This is a genomic window from Brevibacillus sp. SKDU10 (assembly GCF_001645205.1).
Classification (GTDB): domain Bacteria; phylum Bacillota; class Bacilli; order Brevibacillales; family Brevibacillaceae; genus Brevibacillus_B; species Brevibacillus_B halotolerans.
Map to the genome: position 1 here is coordinate 43,413 of NZ_LSSO01000192.1, position 16,863 is coordinate 60,275.

A 16,863-nucleotide genomic window follows, 5' to 3' on the forward strand; every position below is an offset into this window, starting at 1 on the left:
CGGCGCTCTTATTTCGGTTCTTGGTTATCAGGATGGTCTACTGTTTCATCCGTTTTTGTAGCTTCTGGTTTTGGTTCTTGGTTCAGTTTATCAATGGTTACTTGATTGACTGGCTCTTCAGGCTTGGATTGAATGTTTACTACAACATCCTCCCCAGGTTCTTTATCCAGCTTGCCGTTTTCAATGATCTGTTTGATCTGTTCAGCATCAAGTGTTTCCACGCGAAGCAAGGTTTGTGCAACCGCTTCTAACTGATCTCCATATTGAATCAACAATTCCTTACAACGTTGATATTGTTCATTAATGATCCGTTGCATTTCTTGGTCAATTTCGTAAGCGATTTGTTCAGAGTAGTTACGCTCGTGTCCAAAATCGCGTCCCAAGAATACTTGACCTTGAGATTGACCGAATTGCATTGGTCCTAAATTACTCATACCATATTCGGTAATCATGCTACGCGCAATTGCTGTAGCACGTTGGAAGTCATTATGCGCTCCAGTAGAGATATCGCCCAGAACCAATTCTTCCGCAACACGTCCACCAAGCAGACCCACAATTTTGTCTTCCAGATCTGTTTTGGTAGCAAAGAAGCGATCCTCTTTTGGCAGCATAACGGTATATCCGCCTGCTTGCCCACGTGGGATAATAGTAACTTTGTGTACCATATCAGCACGTTTTAAATGGTATCCAACAATTGTATGACCTGCTTCGTGATAAGCTACTAGACGACGCTCGTCTTCGCTTACGACACGAGATTTCTTAGCAGGACCAGCGATGACGCGGTCAATCGCTTCATCTACTTCCAGCATGTTGATTTGCTTCTTATTTTTACGCGCTGTAAGCAATGCAGCTTCATTCAACAGGTTCTCAAGATCAGCGCCTGTGAAGCCCGGCGTACGGCGAGCAATGATATCCAGATTCAAGTCCTCGCCTAATGGTTTGTTACGTGCATGCACCTTCAGAACCGCCTCACGACCACGTACATCAGGGCGATCCACCGTAACTTGACGGTCAAAACGTCCCGGACGCAATAAAGCTGGGTCAAGAATGTCAGGTCTGTTGGTTGCTGCAATCATGATAATTCCTTCATTTGCTCCGAAACCGTCCATCTCGACGAGCAATTGGTTTAGCGTTTGTTCACGTTCATCATGACCACCGCCAAGACCAGCACCACGTTGGCGACCAACGGCATCAATTTCATCAATGAATATGATACACGGAGCATTTTTCTTTGCATTTTCAAACAAATCACGTACACGTGATGCCCCAACCCCGACAAACATCTCTACGAAGTCAGAACCTGAAATGCTAAAGAATGGCACGCCTGCTTCACCAGCAACGGCACGTGCAAGCAATGTTTTACCTGTACCTGGAGGACCTACTAAAAGCACCCCTTTAGGTATGCGGGCACCTACAGCAGCAAATTTGCGTGGGTCCTTTAAGAATTCTACGACCTCTACAAGCTCTGCTTTTTCCTCATCAGCACCAGCTACATCTTCAAATGTAACTTTTTTCTTTTCGTCGTTATATAACTTCGCCTTGCTCTTACCGAAGTTCATAACTCGGCTTCCGCCGCCCTGTGCCTGATTTAACAGGAAGAAGAACAAGATAAAGATGATCACGAATGGAATGATAGAAGTTAGGAATGTTAGCCAGATGCTGTTACCCTCTGCTGGTTTATACTCCACCTTATTAATCTTCTTGGCATCAATCTTATCATTGATCAGTTTAACTAGTTGTTCATCATAAATCGGTGCATTGGTATAGAATGATTCCTGACCGGCTGGAGTTTGTTTGAGCTTACCCTCTACCCGATATGTACCTCCCTCAACACGAAGAGATGCCTCTGCAATGTTGTCTTGATTGAGGTGATTACGTAGCTCCTGATAAGAAATTGGAGCCATCTTATCGGTTCCGGAGAGGACAAAATTCACAATCCCTACCGTGACAAGGAAAATCAGTAAATAGAAACCTGTATTCCGAAAAAAACGATTCATTGCTTACCTCCTCTCACGAAAAAAGACACTTCCATTATTTTAGCATAGAGTAAAACCCATTCACAACCTAGCTAGCTCTTGTCTATTTCGAATAAACTTCAGGTTTTAGAACACCGATATAAGGAAGATTGCGATAGGTCTCAGCGTAATCCAGACCGTAACCAACCACAAACTCATCAGGAATAGTAAAGCCACTGTAATCAGGAGAAATATTTACCTTACGACGCTCCGGTTTGTTTAGTAGCGTTACTACTTTCACGGACGCAGCATGACGTTGCTTTAATAGCTCTACCAAATGGCTTAACGTCAAACCACTGTCCATGATGTCTTCCACAATTAGAACATGACGATTCTGAACAGTTGCATCTAAATCTTTCAGAATACGCACAACACCAGAGGACTCCGTACTGTTGCCATAGCTAGATACTGCCATAAAATCCATCTCGCACTTAATATCCATCTCACGCAGAAGATCGGCCATGAAAACAACGGCACCTTTTAAGATACAAATAACCAACGGATTTTTATCGCGATACTCATCTGCTAAGATTTTACCCAGTTCTTTGACTTTCTGATCAATTTCTTCCTTCGAAAGCATAATTTCTTTTATATCATTATTCATATGTAACCTCCTGCTACTCTTCTCTGAAATCCGCCTGTATGATAACAAATGCACGGGATTTCTCATGTATCATGGCATGCGTCGATCGCTTTACTCCAGGTATCCAAATAATTCGGTCCCCGACTACTAAGATAGGAATTCGATCACGCCTGCTTTTTGGTACTTTTTCATCAATAAATAGCTCCTTCAATTTTTTACTGTAGCCATGCTGAGCCGTACCGAGTTGAATACGGTCACCCGGCATTCTACTGCGAATGATGCAGTCGCCTACCAAAGCATCGGCGTCACATACAGCACTATAAGGAGATAAAGATAACAAATCTGGTAAATCAGTTAATGAATCATACCGTTTTGTATGTATGAACATTCCCGCCTCTTCTATCCATATCGTACCAGGTATGGTAATAGGGTATGAATACGGCTGGGAAAAATCTTGAGCAGTGGCTTTTTGCCTACGAAAACATACCTGCTCATAGACCCTCTCTACAAAAATATGGGAGGGTAGATGTAGTACAGCAGAAGGATTTTCCTCGAAAATGATACGCAAAACGGCCTCCACATGCTGCAGAGACCACTCCGTTTCAGTTGCGAGATAACTTAATATTAGAGGAATCATTCTCCTTTGTAAAGCAAGGTCAAAAGTTTTTAAGCACTTCCTATCTAGGATAATTTTGTCAGATTCCTGCCTTACAATTATCCTATTTAGCGCCTCTTGACTCAGCTTTTGCAGGTAGTCGTCATCCACTCTGGCCATCTCTGCTAGCTGAAGCACGTGTTCTCTGTATCTTAGGTTTACTTGTTGTAAATGAGGTATCACCTCGTGCCGTAATAAGTTGCGTTTATATTTGCGCGAATCATTGCTGCTATCGTGTCGTGGTTGCAGGTTATTCGCCTCGCAGTAAGCTTCTAGCTCCTCGCGGAAAACATGCAGAAGCGGACGAACCAATTCGATTTGCTCTGCATGAAGCCATCTGCGTTGCGGCATGCCAGTAAATCCATGTAGACTAGTACCTCTCATCATGCGAAACAGAATAGTCTCTACCTGATCATCAGCATGATGGGCAAGCACTACTTTAGTAGCCCCTACTTCTTTTGCTACTTGCCGATAGTATTGATAGCGTAATTCACGACTTGCAACTTGCGGTCCTTGACCGGTTTCCTTCATTATTTCAGGCACGCTTTCATAGAAGGAGTAGCACTTAACTCCTAATGTATGACACAAGTCCTCCACGTATGCGGCATCTTGGTCAGACTCTTCTCCACGAAACCCGTGATTCAAGTGAACAGCGTACAGCTTCCAACCGTACTGATATTGTTCATTCATTTTGCTTAAGATATGCAGCAGCGCTGTAGAATCTACTCCGCCAGAAACTCCTACCACAATCGATTCATGTGGCAAAAGCAACCTATCCTGCTCCATTCGCTTTTGTACCTTTTCGTACATAACGTGCCTCGATTCCTTTCCATAAAGAGAAGATGGAGAGACCAAGAATTAAACCTGAAGCAATAGCCCCAGCCAGCATCATCGTCTTGACCCCAAGCGTAATTCCTTCCAAGTAGTCAGCATTAATGAACGCTAACATTGATTTATAAGCAGTCGAACCTGGAACTAATGGAATAATTCCCGCAATACTAAAGTTAGTAGAAGGAACACGCATCCTCACAGAAAGGATTCGGCTGCTCAGCGAGATGAATGTTCCCGCTGCAAAAGAAGAAAGCGTAAGCTCAGCTCCAAACATCGGCAGCATTTTATAGATTATCCAACCCATCAGTCCAATTAAACCTGCAAAAAGAATGGTGCGTTTTGGTGCATTAAACAACATAGCATAGGCAATGGTAATAATAAAACTTAACAGCATACCCAGCAACATATGCCTAATCCCCCTCCTATAATGACAAGACAGCTGCGGCCGCAACAGCTACAGCTAAGGCGGTTAGGCCTGCCTCAACTCCTCTCGCCATTCCGGCAACCAAGTCGCCTGCCATTAAATCACGCACAGAGTTCGTCAAAGCTACACCTGGAAACAAAGGAATCATCGCTCCTATAATCATAACACCAAGATGCAGATGATTGGGAAAAAGCCATGAAGCAATTAATGTAAACATTCCTCCTAAAAAAGAGGCTGATAATTCGGCAAAAAAGGGTATTTTAAGAAAGCGATACAAATAATTAGCGCTGGCAAAGACGATTGCCCCTGCAATAGCACTGGGGAAAAAATCAAGAAAAGTCCCACCAATCAAAACAGCAAAAGAGCCGCTGCCTATACCAGCCGCTAGATTTAACACTCGATCTGAAAATTGAAAGCGCATTCTCTGAATCTCTTCTAATTGAATATGCGCTTCATCCAAGGTAATCTCTCCCGACACAAAGTGACGAGATACCTGATTGACCAACGTTACTTTGTTCAAATTGATCGTTCGGTCACGCATTCGAATCATTCGGGTACGATCCACACCATTATTATCTTTAAAGGAAAAAGTAATACTGGTTGTCGTCACAGAACTATGGACGCTTTTCATGCCTGCAGCATGTGCAATATGAGTCATCGTCTCTTCTACACGATACGTTTCCGCTCCATTACGAATCATAATCTCTCCAGCTAAAAGGCACGTCTCCATCACATAATTATTGGACGTCATGCAGAATGATCCCTCACATCCATACATAATACAACGAGCCAGCAAGCAAAAGCATAGAGGCTACAAAGATTCCTCCAATAATTTTGCTTCCTATTCCTTCCCCAGGCTTCTTGGTGTTGGGTACATCTCCCTTCGTTTCTGACTTCTGTCGAAACGCTTGCAAGAGTTCAGCTTTCATGTGAGTAGCTGTTGAATATTTCCCAGCCAATGCCTTTACTAATACGGGGCGGTAAGGAGCTAACAATTCGTTGTCCCGTATTATATCATAAAGCTTTTGAACATGTCGCCCTGATACCGGAAGTGTTGCCCATTTCTCTTTTTCAATAGTAAGCTTAATCATCATGATGGCTAATGAAAACAGATCATATCTAGCATCAGCCTTTCGATCTCCCGCTTGCCAGGTGGCCCGATCATACTCTTCTGTAAATTGACGTACGGCATGACCCGATTTGGTTACCCCGCCAAAATCAATTAAACATACCTGCTTACCAGCCTGTACAACAATGATATTCTCTGGCTTTAGATCACCAAAAACATATCCCAGCTCATGAATGATTTGTAAATGAGACAGGATTTGCGTGCACAACAAAATAAGCCACTCTTTGCCTACTCTCTTCAAGCTATGATCCAATCGTTCCCCTTCAATATATTCCATAGCGTAATAGGCATACACCTTGCCTTTTACAATCATATCATCTACATCATATATGTTTGGCCCAATTTTTTGGTTATGGGATTGTAAACTTTTGAGGACGTTTGCTTCCATTAATAAGTCAATAGAATCGGCACCTACTTTAATCGCTACCTTTTTACCTTCATGAAGAACTAGGTAGACGACACCATTGGCTCCTCTACCTAGTTCTTTTACCACTGAATATGTTTGACGGTGCCATTTTCCCGTAAAATAATGGGGAGCATCGGGTAACAAGGAATTAGAATACATGGTCTTGCAAATAACCGTCATCTTCTTCATTCGCTTTTTTCTTCGTACGGTAGCGATCCGCTAAAGGTTTAGGTAGCTCCACGTGTTCAAACAAGGCAATTGCTTCCGTAATGGCGGGACCCGTCGGAGTAATTCCGCTCATCGTTAAACCAGCCGTTAATTCGTATGCCTTTTCGATTTGATCCGTCCAGGGAATACGTACTTCTAGGTGCTTTTCTTTCCCAGGAAATGAGCAAACGGCCATTCTGCTACTCCCGCTGCGGGAACGTAAGCTAATGCTAAAATCATAGATAGCTTGCTGTACGGCTGACATTTTATTTTTCATGGATGCAGATGTATCAACGATCATAACCACTTCTAAAGCACTCTGTTCGCCCAATTCATCTACCATGCCTGCCACCTGCATTCTCTTTTCAGGAGCAAGACCTTCCAATTCAGCATCGCCAAGAATATGCTTTAATTCTTTGTTCACCACATGTTGAATGGTTCTAGTCATCGCTTTTCGCGTTAACATTTGGACAGTTTGGGCTAGCTGGGCAGGATAAACAATATCGCTTAGTCCTCCCCCCGCTTGAGCCATTTCACGGATTTCCTGTTCCCCCTGCTCACCCATTTCATGCTTATCTACCACTCCAATCACATTTACTGTGATACCTTGTTCTCTGGCTAAGGTTGCAGCAGCAATCGGGCTTATTCCTACATTGGAGCAACCATCTGTCACAACCAAAATCTGACGAAGCGTCGCTGGCTTTGCCATACAGATACCTCCCCTTTCTTGGGTAGCATTTTTTACCATTATGGGCGAGGGAGGAAAAAAACATACCTTTAGCTTACTACGCGCGGCCGCTCCATCTTCTCCATTCCCGAGACCTGTATCGCCGACCATTGTGGTACAAATCGATCAATCCGAGCGACTAGAACCGTCATGTCATCTACGATTTCACCACAATGCTCTCTAATCACTTTTTCTAACAGCAAGTCAGAAATTTCTTGAGGGTCTTCTGTTTCAAGTTGCGAGATTAATCGCTTCATCCACATCGGTCTATTTTCGATATGGCGGGGAGCCTCAAAAATCCCATCTGACATCATGATTAATAGATCACCTGCCTTTAGATTTCTTGTTACAATATCCACCTCAATATCCTCTAAAATACCAACCGGCAAATTATTGGCCGATACCATGAACACATCATTTCCTCGCTTAATAAACGAAGGAGTGGAACCAATTTTAATAAACCGCGTCATTGCAGTTTGTAAATCAATGACAGCCAAATCCACTGTTGCAAACATTTCATCAGATGAGCGTAATGCCAAAACCGAATTTACTGTTTTAATAGATAATTTTTCATCCAACCCCGATTTTAAGAGCTGTTGCAGCATGTCCAATGCTGATTGACTTTCCAGAAAAGCGCGTTCCCCATTTCCCATTCCATCACTGATCGCCACAGCCACCTTTCCATTTCCTAAATCCATTGTTTTAAAGCTATCTCCCGACAGTAATTTGCCGCCTTTAGCAGCTCCTGCCACTCCAATTTCAATTTCATAGGTTTTGGCTGAAGCCAGACACATTTTGCAATGCTGATCCTTAAAGGCTTCACAGTGTCGTTCCTTCACAATTATGTTCTCTCCTAAAATCTCGGTAAGCATCGGAGCCACAATCTTGGCGCATTCATCCCTCCCATAACAACTAGGCTGACTGATTTCTATATCCACCTTCCCTTCTTCTAAGCTATGAATATCTACACGTCTTACGGATAGGCCTAAACCCTCCAGCGCTTTTGAAACCTGCTTCTCTTGCAGGCTTAACGCAACTCCTTCCCGTTGGATTTCCCGTGCAAAATCACTCATGACTCGTGATACCCCCGATAGTTGATCGGCTACCAGCTTACGACTATCTTGAATTTGTTTTTTTAATTGATTATGTTCAATCATCTGGTGGTACTCTTGCTCCATATTTTGAATTACTTTTTCTGTTTTCACGCATTTCTTTTCCCACTCCTTTGGTATAGTTGCCCCTTCCATCGTCCCATGCTCAAATACCGTAATCAGCATGCTACTCATCGCATCGTAGGTCATTTGAGTATCTCGTTCCCAGCACTGCTCCTTTTTCCAGCAAAGCTGACATGTCCTCTCCGCTACTTTGCTCAAGTAAAGGTCTACCTCCTCCTCTTCCACCGCATTTTTGATTTCGGCTGTTTGAGCAAATGAATGGGATAACTCGGTAAATAAATCGGAAAACTGCTGAATTTTACCTGCTGTCATGTCACGTATTCGCCGCATATATTCCTGATGAGATTGCATGTGCTCTGAGGTCCCCGGAATGAAGCTGGCTACTCTTTTCCAAATAGAAGCCGGCGTTAATAAAAATAGGAAAGAGGCGATCGAGGTCTCCACTAAAGAGAGATACACCCCACTGTGAGTACCGCCATAGATGCCTAGAATCGAAGTTCCAATTAAGAGTCCAGCTACTACACCAATTTTCCCTCCCTCTTTTAATAGTCCGGCTAATAATCCGGCAAAAGCGAGTAAACTAATTTGTTGTAAGGCACTCACGTCAGCTAAACTGAGAATGAGCCCGGTAACCACCCCCACTGCGGCCCCGACCGTCCCTCCTCCAACAAAAGCGAATAGCAGTAGAAAATAGCGTGACAGAATATGCTCCATGGAGATTCCTTGTATGACCCAGCCTACTGTTCCCGTCATTAAAGAAGCTAATAAAATAACCAGACATATAATTTCTTCTGTTTTTAATGGCTCAAATGGTTTATTTATGTGAATAATGGATAAAGACTGAATAAAAATAAGTGTTAAGACAAAGCTGAGAATGGCTTCAACCGCAATCATAGTCACACTGTATGTGTTGACCTGACTCTGAATGACCTTGCCTAATAGGTGGCTGGCAAATACGGTCCCTACAACCATAAATGGAGTATAGGAAAAATCTTTTCGTTTCCATTTCTCCGCAATACGGCAAACAACAGCAGCAAGTATGATACTAAGCAACGTCTGTATGCCTAAAGGGATTGAGTGAGCTAATGAGCCTGCCAGCATGCCCAATGAACTTACTAGCAACGTATCCCGGCGGAGAAAGTACATCACAATAAAGTAAGGAACAACAAAAGGAGATAATTCATCAAGAATAAGAGCTCTTCCTAATAAAAAACCCATAGTAAGTGAAAGAATATGCCATTTTTTTAGAAAAGCAGCAACTTTATCACCGAAGCTCCCCATCGTTTGTGATACTTGATTAGATAGTTGTTGAGTAAAAACATTCGGAGAAACTACTTGGCTTTTATTGAACATGGACTAGCACCACCCGTTTTGAGTTTTGTGTACCCAATTATACGAATGGACAGTTGTAAATTTTGTCAAACGGTAGAGGCATATTCCTAAAATCGTCCGACAAATTCAAACGTATCTCGTTTATTTATTTGATGGTTCATGGATTTATGCCCAAGGCAATACGATTTGATTGAAGTACCTGTCGAGGATTGAATAGAAGATATCGCTTTATCACTTTAAAATAATAAAGTGTAGAAATAAAAAAAACCGACGTCTTGCGTTCAACGTCGGCCATCAGGTGATTCGCGCTCGGCGAAACGGGCTTGTTATATTATATTCGCCATTTGTTTAAAATGACCTTCCTCTTTTTAAAATCTATTGTACGTTTTCGTAAATTTATTTTAGCTAGACCCAATTGGCTTAATTATCAGGGATCAAAAAGATGATCTCACCCGGCTTGGACATAAAATTATTTTTGCGTGCAAGCTCTGCGATGTATTCTGGATCATCTAATCGTTTCATCTTATTGGTTAGCTCTTCCTGTTGCTCTTTTACTTCCTCTGCCTCTTTTTGTAGTGCTTCTACTTGTTCTTCCGTCTCCGCAATGACAGAGCTTTGAAGATATGCTGTATAGCACGTCCAGATAAGGAAGCAGAACACGAAGAACATAATAAAACGAAGTCTGCGCTTACGACCTAGATTATTCGATTGAGAGGGACGTTCTTTGGCCATGTCTGCTCTCCACCTTTGCTACCTTTTTACTCTTTGTTTTCCTTGGTAAACCATTTCTTCAGTATTTCCTTTGCTCCTGCCGTTTTGCCCCTAATACTTTTCCACAAGTTACGACTCCATGGAACAAATGGTGACAATGGCCAAGAAATGATTCGCCAAATGAACAATCCTATCTTTGCCAGCACAGTAAAAAGGAACCCGAGAATAATCCAGATAAAATGAAAAATTATCTCTATCGGTTTAATCAATAGAAAGTCAATAATTTTAACACTGATCTGAAATACCCATATACTCCATTCTAGCACAGTTAACAAAAATCTGATATAAACCTTACTACCTATAAGGAAATAGAGCCATGCTCCTATAATAATCCCTAGATAGATCGGAAATCTCACTATTCCATCGTTAACCCATACCAGCACATAAAAAACAATTCCCACACTACTTAACCAAAATAACAAATCTAATATGAAAACGGCCCAAAGTGGGAAGCGGCCCTTGCCTTTTATGACATGGTACGTATCAAACCCCATCCCCATAAAAATTCCGCACAGGGACATGAAAGCCATGGTTTGAAACTGAATACTGATACTCACTTAAATAATTTGCCGAAAAATCCTTTCGATCGATCTCCGGCCTGCCCCTGTTCTATATACCCCATGTCATGAACGAAACCCTCAATGGCCACTTCTCCGGTTTCAAGACTCAGGTTTTTCATATGAAGATTCTGGCCGCGTATAGTAAGAAAACCGCCTTCTGTTTCTAACAAAAATTCTTCACTATCAAAGCTTTCCACCTTTTTTACCCCGGATATAGCCAAACTGCGCCGATTGATCATGACAATTTCATGGCGAGGTCGTTTATTTGGTTCGATCATATAAAAACCCTCCCTATCTTGGTGGTCTGGAGTACGATCCAAAACGCCGGGAACAAAATGTTCCTCTTTGTACCAAGATATGGAGGGGGATGTCCTTTTAGAACTGTTGCTTATGCTCTTAGGTATTCATCTTCTTCTTTTTCATCGCGCGGCACTGGTACCTCACCAATTACTGTGTAAAGGGAAGCAGCCTCATCCTTACGCGCATTTTCTTTGATCTCTTCAACTTTTACTGTAACGATCTTTTGTCCAAAACGAATGGAGATAGAATCGCCGACTTTTACATTGCTGGAAGCTTTTGCAGCACGTTCATTAATTTCGACACGTCCTTGATCACAAACATCCTTAGCTAACGTACGTCGTTTAATTAAACGAGACACCTTTAGAAATTTATCAAGACGCATAGTATTCCTCCTCTATGTAGCTGTGGCTACTCTTGAGCTTTAGCCTCATTCCAAAAATGATCAAGCTCTTCTAAAGTCATATCGGCAAACTGCTTATTCTTTTCTTGCAGCTTTTGTTCAATATAGTGAAATCTACGCTTAAATTTCAGATTGGTAAGCGCTAAAGCTTGTTCAGGATCAACCTTCATGAAGCGAGCTAGGTTGATTACAGCGAAAAGCAAATCCCCTAATTCACCTGTTCGTTCCTCTGGAGTTGCTTGCTGAACCTCCTTGTACTCTTCTTCAATTTTAGCGTAGACATCTTTCACTTCGTCCCAATCAAACCCAACTTCTGCGGCCTTCTTTTGAATTTTGACGGCTGCCAAAATCGCTGGTAAATCCTTTGGTAAAGAATCAAGCAAGGAGGCTGTCTCTGGCACAAGCCCTTTCTCTGCTTTCTCTTGAGCTTTTATCTGCTCCCAATTCACCACCACTGCATCGGCATCAGCTACCTTCGACTCTCCAAATACATGCGGATGGCGTCGAATCATTTTGGCTGTCAGAGTGGAAATGATGTCTTCAATGGTGAAGTAGCCTTCCTCTGAAGCAATCTGTGCATGAAGCATAATCTGCAAGAGCACATCCCCTAATTCCTCACATAGCGCATCCACATCAACCAGATCGATCGCTTCCACTGTTTCATAGGCTTCTTCTAATAAATAACGACGCAGGCTTTGATGCGTCTGCTTCCGATCCCATGGGCAACCTTCTGGTCCACGCAAGGTTGCGATCACTTCTTTTAAATAAGAGAATTGACGTTGCTTTACTGACTCTTCAACGGTAGGTGGTACATAGATGAGACTTAGATTTCCCAGATGCTCCACTCGATCTAAATCGTATAATGGTAGACGCTCCACGATCTCTTGACCCTCTATCCCAACCGCTGTAGCGACGATAACCTCATATTCGTCTGGAAGGACTTCCATTAAGGTGAGCTTCGCGTCTGAAGCAGACATTTGATCGTAGACCTGAGCTATAACTGTGTGCAGACCCGGATTTACTTGATCTGCTGTCATACTTGTGGCGTCTAACAAGGTAAATCCTTCGATCGGATCAATAGCCAGACGAGCGAACAGTGGATCTAAGAAGCTTTGTCCGCCCAATACCTTTACCTCTATCTGCTCCTCTACCGCATGACTTAGCAGCAGTTGCACCGTCCGTTCTGCTACTAAAGGATGTCCCGGAACTGCATAGGTTACTTCACCTTCTGTTTTCACCTTAGATAACAGCTCGCGTGCAATCTCTTGATATACCTGTTCAAATGAGTCATGTTTTTCGTAAATAGAATCAAAGGACATGTAAGTAAGGCCCTCTTCAGCCAATTGATCTAATACTGGATGATCAGCTGTACGGACATACAAATGCGTGGTCTGTTTTAAGCGTTTATACATACCCAGAGGCATTTGATCTAGATTGCCTGCCCCAAGTCCTACGACATAAATGGTGTTCACCATGTAGGAATCCTCCGTTCTTTAATCCCTGACTATTTTCGAATCTGTAAAAGCTTATACCGCTCCAAAAGAGAGACTAGTCTCTTTCCTTTTGGCAAATACAAAATTTCCTCGCGTTTGATGCCCCCTGTATATAAAAGGGAAAGCATATATACTACTAGTCCCACAGTAACTGCAAAAACTCCGACGATCGTTTGACCCAAACGCTCGCTATCGAGCAGAGAACCCACAATTAGATTCATTAGGCCTTGAACGAGTAAAACCATGATTGACATAAGAGCGACACTTATCAAAGGCTTGGTCAGCATTTCCTTTATGCTAAAGGAAAGCCCCAGATAATGGCGAATCGACCTCATGTTTAAGCCCATTGATGTCACATAGGCAAGGACTGTGGCCACTGCCGCCCCCTGTATGCCCCACAAAGGCGTTAATGCAAGATTGGCCAACAATTTTACCAGTACACCAATCAGCAAATGTCGAGCTGGTAATTTAACATGTCCCAAGCCCTGCAAAATTCCAGAGGTAGAAATACTTAATGTCGCAAACACAATGACAAAGGCTTGAATAGCAAGTGACCAGGTTCCCTTATCATTTCCATATACCATAATATTGACTGGTTCAGCTAACAAAGCCAGTCCGATTGAGGCTGGTAGCCCTAGCATCAGGGTTAGGCGTAGAGCCATCTCGGTGCGATTGATGATCATTTTATCCTGGCTTTGTGCTACAGCCTCACTAATAGCAGGAACTAACGCCAAGGAAAGTGATGTGGCAAAAAACGTTCCAAATTGAATGAGTGGTTGTCCACGGTCATAAATTCCTTTTAATTCTTTTGCTATATCAAGTTCATATCCGTTCCATTGCAGCAAATTAGAAACTGTCACCGAATCAATTAATGGAATCATCGGCAACACCAGAGCACCGATACAAATCGGAATTGCGTAATGTAAAATGCTGATCAGCACTTGCTTGTTCGTTACTGTATCGGTAAGCTGTTGAGCACGCAATTTTTTACGATACCCTCTGCGTCGATAATATCGTCTGGACTTCCGATAATAATAGTACAAAACCAAAAAGGCTGCTAACGCCCCTGGAAAAGCAGCAAATACTGCTCCTGTACCGGCAAGGTAAGCATCCTGATAGGCACTCATCATCCAGTAAGCAGAGACTAAAATAACGATTACACGAATAATCTGTTCGACTACCTGTGATACACCCGTAGGCACCATGTCTTGCTGTCCTTGAAAATAACCACGCAATATGGATACCAACGGAACTAATGGTAAAGACCATGCTACGGCTCGTAGCGGCAATGTAAGCTGTTCATCGCCCATAAATCGAGCTAATGCAGGAGCCCCTAGATACAAAAGGAGAAAAAAGAATACTCCTAGTATTCCTAGTGAAACGCTGGCTACACGGAAAGCCTTACGTGCACCTAGATGGTCCTCGACTGCTAATCGTTCTGAGACGATTTTGGAAATGGCAATTGGAAAACCTGCTGTTGCCAAAATCAATAAGGCTGTGTACAACGGGTATACCTGCATGTACACATATAACCCAACATCACCTGTGATATTTTGATAAGGTATGCGATAGATCGCTCCGAGAACCTTGGAGAGCAAGCCGGCAATACCTAGAATAGCAGCACCTTTGACAAAATGATTCGCACTTCTCTCTCCTGCCATACAGTATCTATTTCTCCTCTTACAAAAAGTCTACGTTCAGAAACTTTGTCCATTATACCACACAGAGGAAGTGAGTAATCAAGGGGAATGAGACGTGGGTCATTGGTGGTTTACTTCCCATGTAGTAGGGAAAGTCAAAAAAACAAGCCCCTTGTGTAAGGCTTGTTTTTTTGACTTGCGTTAGTTAATCACTATTATTGTTCCATTTGTTTAGCTAGGAATCCAGCGGCTGTTTCTGCCATTTTCAGCTCTAAATCGCCCATTTTGGCTTCTGTTTTGCTGACAAGGATCACTGCGCCAATTGGATCTCCACCTGCTACGATAGGAGCTACTACATAAGATGAATACTGCTCCGGCATATCACGGCATAATTCATATTGACCGGAATTTTTTTCTACTCTGCTCTTGCGTTCTTCCAATGATTTTTCTACTAGACCGCCAATTGGTTTTTCCAAGTATTCCTTCTTGGAAGCGCCAGCTACTGCAATAACCGTATCTCGATCGGAAATAATGACAATATGATTTAAGCTTTCGTATAAAGAGTCAGCATATTCCTTAGCAAAATCAGCTAATTCCCCAATTGGAGAATATTTTTTAAGGATTACTTCCCCATCACGATCGACAAAAATCTCAAGTGGATCCCCCTCACGAATACGAAGTGTGCGACGGATTTCCTTCGGGATTACAACCCGTCCGAGGTCGTCTATACGACGAACAATTCCAGTTGCCTTCATAATCTTGTTGCCTCGCTTTCTTGAGAAGATTGATTTGTAGTTTTTTGAGGATTTACTCCTATGATTTCCTATCTTCTCGCCTTTTACTAATATCTTGTATTTGTATTTGTTACCAACTAACCTTGCTTTGTACTCTCCCCCGGGCGGTAGCGAGTGATAATAGTATTTGCCTTGGAAAGAAGAATATGCGATCAAAACAAAATTAAACCAGCTTTTTTTATCCCAAGGTAACCGTTTGATAGGTCTGTCCTGCACTGACATTTCCCCAATAAAAAAGCTCCTCTTGTAATCAACCGCAAACTGTAAACACAGTCCGCTTGGTTACAAAAGGAGCTACTTTTATTTATGCTATTTTGTTTCAGGAGTAGCTGCTGGAGCTGGCGCTTTTACCTCTGGAAGAGATTTTTTCGTAATAATCGCGTCCAGATCTTTGGTAGTGTATTGCTCAAAATTCTTCTCCAACACCTGCTGCTTCAACTGAGCTTTTACTTCATCAAAGGTTTTTACTTTACGGTCTTCTACTTTCACAATGTGATAGCCATATTCAGTCTTAACTGGCGGTTCACTGAGGACTCCAATTTTTTGGGTGAGAGCTGCCTTCTTAAATTCTGGCACCCAGTTGTTCACATCAGCATTTGCATATAATCCACCGTTTGCTTTGCTGCCTTCGTCCTCAGACACTTGTTTGGCAAGAGCGGCAAAGTCCTCCCCTTTTTTCAAGCGGGCAAGATAGCCTTTTGCCAATTTGTCTGCTTCCTCTGGTTTACGGTTCTCGAATTTAACCAAGATGTGGCGCACAGAAGCTGTTGTATAGGCAGATTTATCTGCTGTATCATAGGCTTTCTTCAAATCAGCATCTTTTACTTCACCTTCCATAACCTTCACAGAAGCGTTAATCGTTGCCAGTTGTTTCACAATCGCTTCTTTTGTGATGTTATGATTCTTCATCAATTGGTTAAATTTATCCTCGCTGCCGAGAACTTGGATATACTGACCTTTTAGTGATTCAAAAGATTTATCCGCTTCTGTAGCTGCTGCTTTCTTAATCGCTTCGTCAGCCTTTTCCGCTTTTAGCTTAGTAGCTAGGTATTGACGTGCATAGTTATCGACCATCTCTTGTGTAGAAACTCCAATAGCATAGGCTTGCGGAGGATTCATGAAGCCAAGTGCACGTAAGAAGTCTTCAAACTCCTGGCCTGTTAGCTTCCCGCCCTGATATTCAAAAATAGCAGCATTTGGATCAACCGTAAAAGGCAATTTAACCGGTGGGAATTGCGCAAGCGTATCTTCCTTATCAGCCGGCTGTTCTGCTCCTGGTTTAGCTGGTTGTGCTGTTTCGGCTTTATTAGTCGCTCCGCAGCCACTTAAAATCGCTAGCGTTAATGCCGTGGTGGAAAGTAGGGCCAACATACGTTTACCCTTCGTAAATGTTGTCTTTTTCATGAAACAAAAGCTCCCTT

At 42.6% G+C, this 16,863-nt stretch carries 16 protein-coding genes; all 16 read right to left on the reverse strand.

Translation table 11 applies throughout. The features are described from left to right. Nucleotides 1-8 precede the first annotated feature (8 nt). Entirely contained in the window at nucleotides 9-1,997 is a 1,989-nt protein-coding gene (gene ftsH / locus AYJ08_RS19170; RefSeq protein ID WP_064019041.1) for an ATP-dependent zinc metalloprotease FtsH, read from the reverse strand. Nucleotides 1,998-2,079: 82 nt separating this feature from the next. Next, nucleotides 2,080-2,619 (reverse strand): hypoxanthine phosphoribosyltransferase, encoded by a 540-nt coding sequence (gene hpt, locus AYJ08_RS19175; protein WP_064019042.1) that lies wholly within the window; start codon nucleotides 2,617-2,619, stop codon nucleotides 2,080-2,082. Between the two features lie 13 nt (nucleotides 2,620-2,632). Further along, nucleotides 2,633-4,063, reverse strand: coding sequence for a tRNA lysidine(34) synthetase TilS (gene tilS / locus AYJ08_RS19180; protein WP_064019043.1), 1,431 nt, complete (start codon nucleotides 4,061-4,063; stop codon nucleotides 2,633-2,635). After that, entirely contained in the window at nucleotides 4,026-4,490 is a 465-nt protein-coding gene (locus AYJ08_RS19185; RefSeq protein ID WP_064019044.1) for a threonine/serine exporter family protein, read from the reverse strand. The genes tilS and AYJ08_RS19185 overlap by 38 nt, the downstream gene beginning before the upstream one ends. A 16-nt stretch (nucleotides 4,491-4,506) precedes the next feature. Beyond that, nucleotides 4,507-5,259, reverse strand: a complete 753-nt coding sequence (locus tag AYJ08_RS19190; RefSeq protein ID WP_003333889.1) for a threonine/serine exporter family protein — start codon at nucleotides 5,257-5,259, stop codon at nucleotides 4,507-4,509. A gap of 13 nt (nucleotides 5,260-5,272) precedes the next feature. Next, entirely contained in the window at nucleotides 5,273-6,232 is a 960-nt protein-coding gene (locus AYJ08_RS19195) for a serine/threonine protein kinase (protein ID WP_064019045.1), read from the reverse strand. Beyond that, nucleotides 6,192-6,998 (reverse strand): VWA domain-containing protein, encoded by an 807-nt coding sequence (locus AYJ08_RS19200; RefSeq protein ID WP_081873095.1) that lies wholly within the window; start codon nucleotides 6,996-6,998, stop codon nucleotides 6,192-6,194. The genes AYJ08_RS19195 and AYJ08_RS19200 overlap by 41 nt, the downstream gene beginning before the upstream one ends. Nucleotides 6,999-7,027: 29 nt before the next feature. Further along, nucleotides 7,028-9,505: a stage II sporulation protein E gene (gene spoIIE, locus AYJ08_RS19205; RefSeq protein WP_064019046.1), complete on the reverse strand. Its 2,478-nt coding sequence runs from the start codon at nucleotides 9,503-9,505 to the stop codon at nucleotides 7,028-7,030. Between the two features lie 399 nt (nucleotides 9,506-9,904). Further along, on the reverse strand, nucleotides 9,905-10,216 hold the full coding sequence (locus AYJ08_RS19210; RefSeq protein WP_031412507.1) for an FtsB family cell division protein: 312 nt from the start codon (nucleotides 10,214-10,216) through the stop codon (nucleotides 9,905-9,907). A gap of 26 nt (nucleotides 10,217-10,242) precedes the next feature. Continuing rightward, entirely contained in the window at nucleotides 10,243-10,812 is a 570-nt protein-coding gene (yabQ, locus tag AYJ08_RS19215; protein ID WP_064019047.1) for a spore cortex biosynthesis protein YabQ, read from the reverse strand. Continuing rightward, entirely contained in the window at nucleotides 10,809-11,093 is a 285-nt protein-coding gene (gene yabP, locus AYJ08_RS19220; protein WP_018672314.1) for a sporulation protein YabP, read from the reverse strand. Before yabP ends, yabQ begins: the two co-directional genes overlap by 4 nt. Nucleotides 11,094-11,203: 110 nt before the next feature. Then, a complete protein-coding gene (locus AYJ08_RS19225) occupies nucleotides 11,204-11,497 on the reverse strand; it encodes an RNA-binding S4 domain-containing protein (RefSeq protein ID WP_003333896.1) in 294 nt (97 codons plus the stop codon). Nucleotides 11,498-11,523: 26 nt separating this feature from the next. Further along, nucleotides 11,524-12,990, reverse strand: coding sequence for a bifunctional methyltransferase/pyrophosphohydrolase YabN (yabN, locus tag AYJ08_RS19230; RefSeq protein WP_064019048.1), 1,467 nt, complete (start codon nucleotides 12,988-12,990; stop codon nucleotides 11,524-11,526). Between the two features lie 29 nt (nucleotides 12,991-13,019). Then, entirely contained in the window at nucleotides 13,020-14,669 is a 1,650-nt protein-coding gene (locus tag AYJ08_RS19235; protein ID WP_064019049.1) for a putative polysaccharide biosynthesis protein, read from the reverse strand. A gap of 194 nt (nucleotides 14,670-14,863) precedes the next feature. Further along, on the reverse strand, nucleotides 14,864-15,403 hold the full coding sequence (spoVT, locus tag AYJ08_RS19240) for a stage V sporulation protein T (protein WP_031412514.1): 540 nt from the start codon (nucleotides 15,401-15,403) through the stop codon (nucleotides 14,864-14,866). Between the two features lie 348 nt (nucleotides 15,404-15,751). After that, entirely contained in the window at nucleotides 15,752-16,846 is a 1,095-nt protein-coding gene (locus tag AYJ08_RS19245; RefSeq protein WP_031412515.1) for a peptidylprolyl isomerase, read from the reverse strand. Nucleotides 16,847-16,863 lie beyond the last annotated feature (17 nt).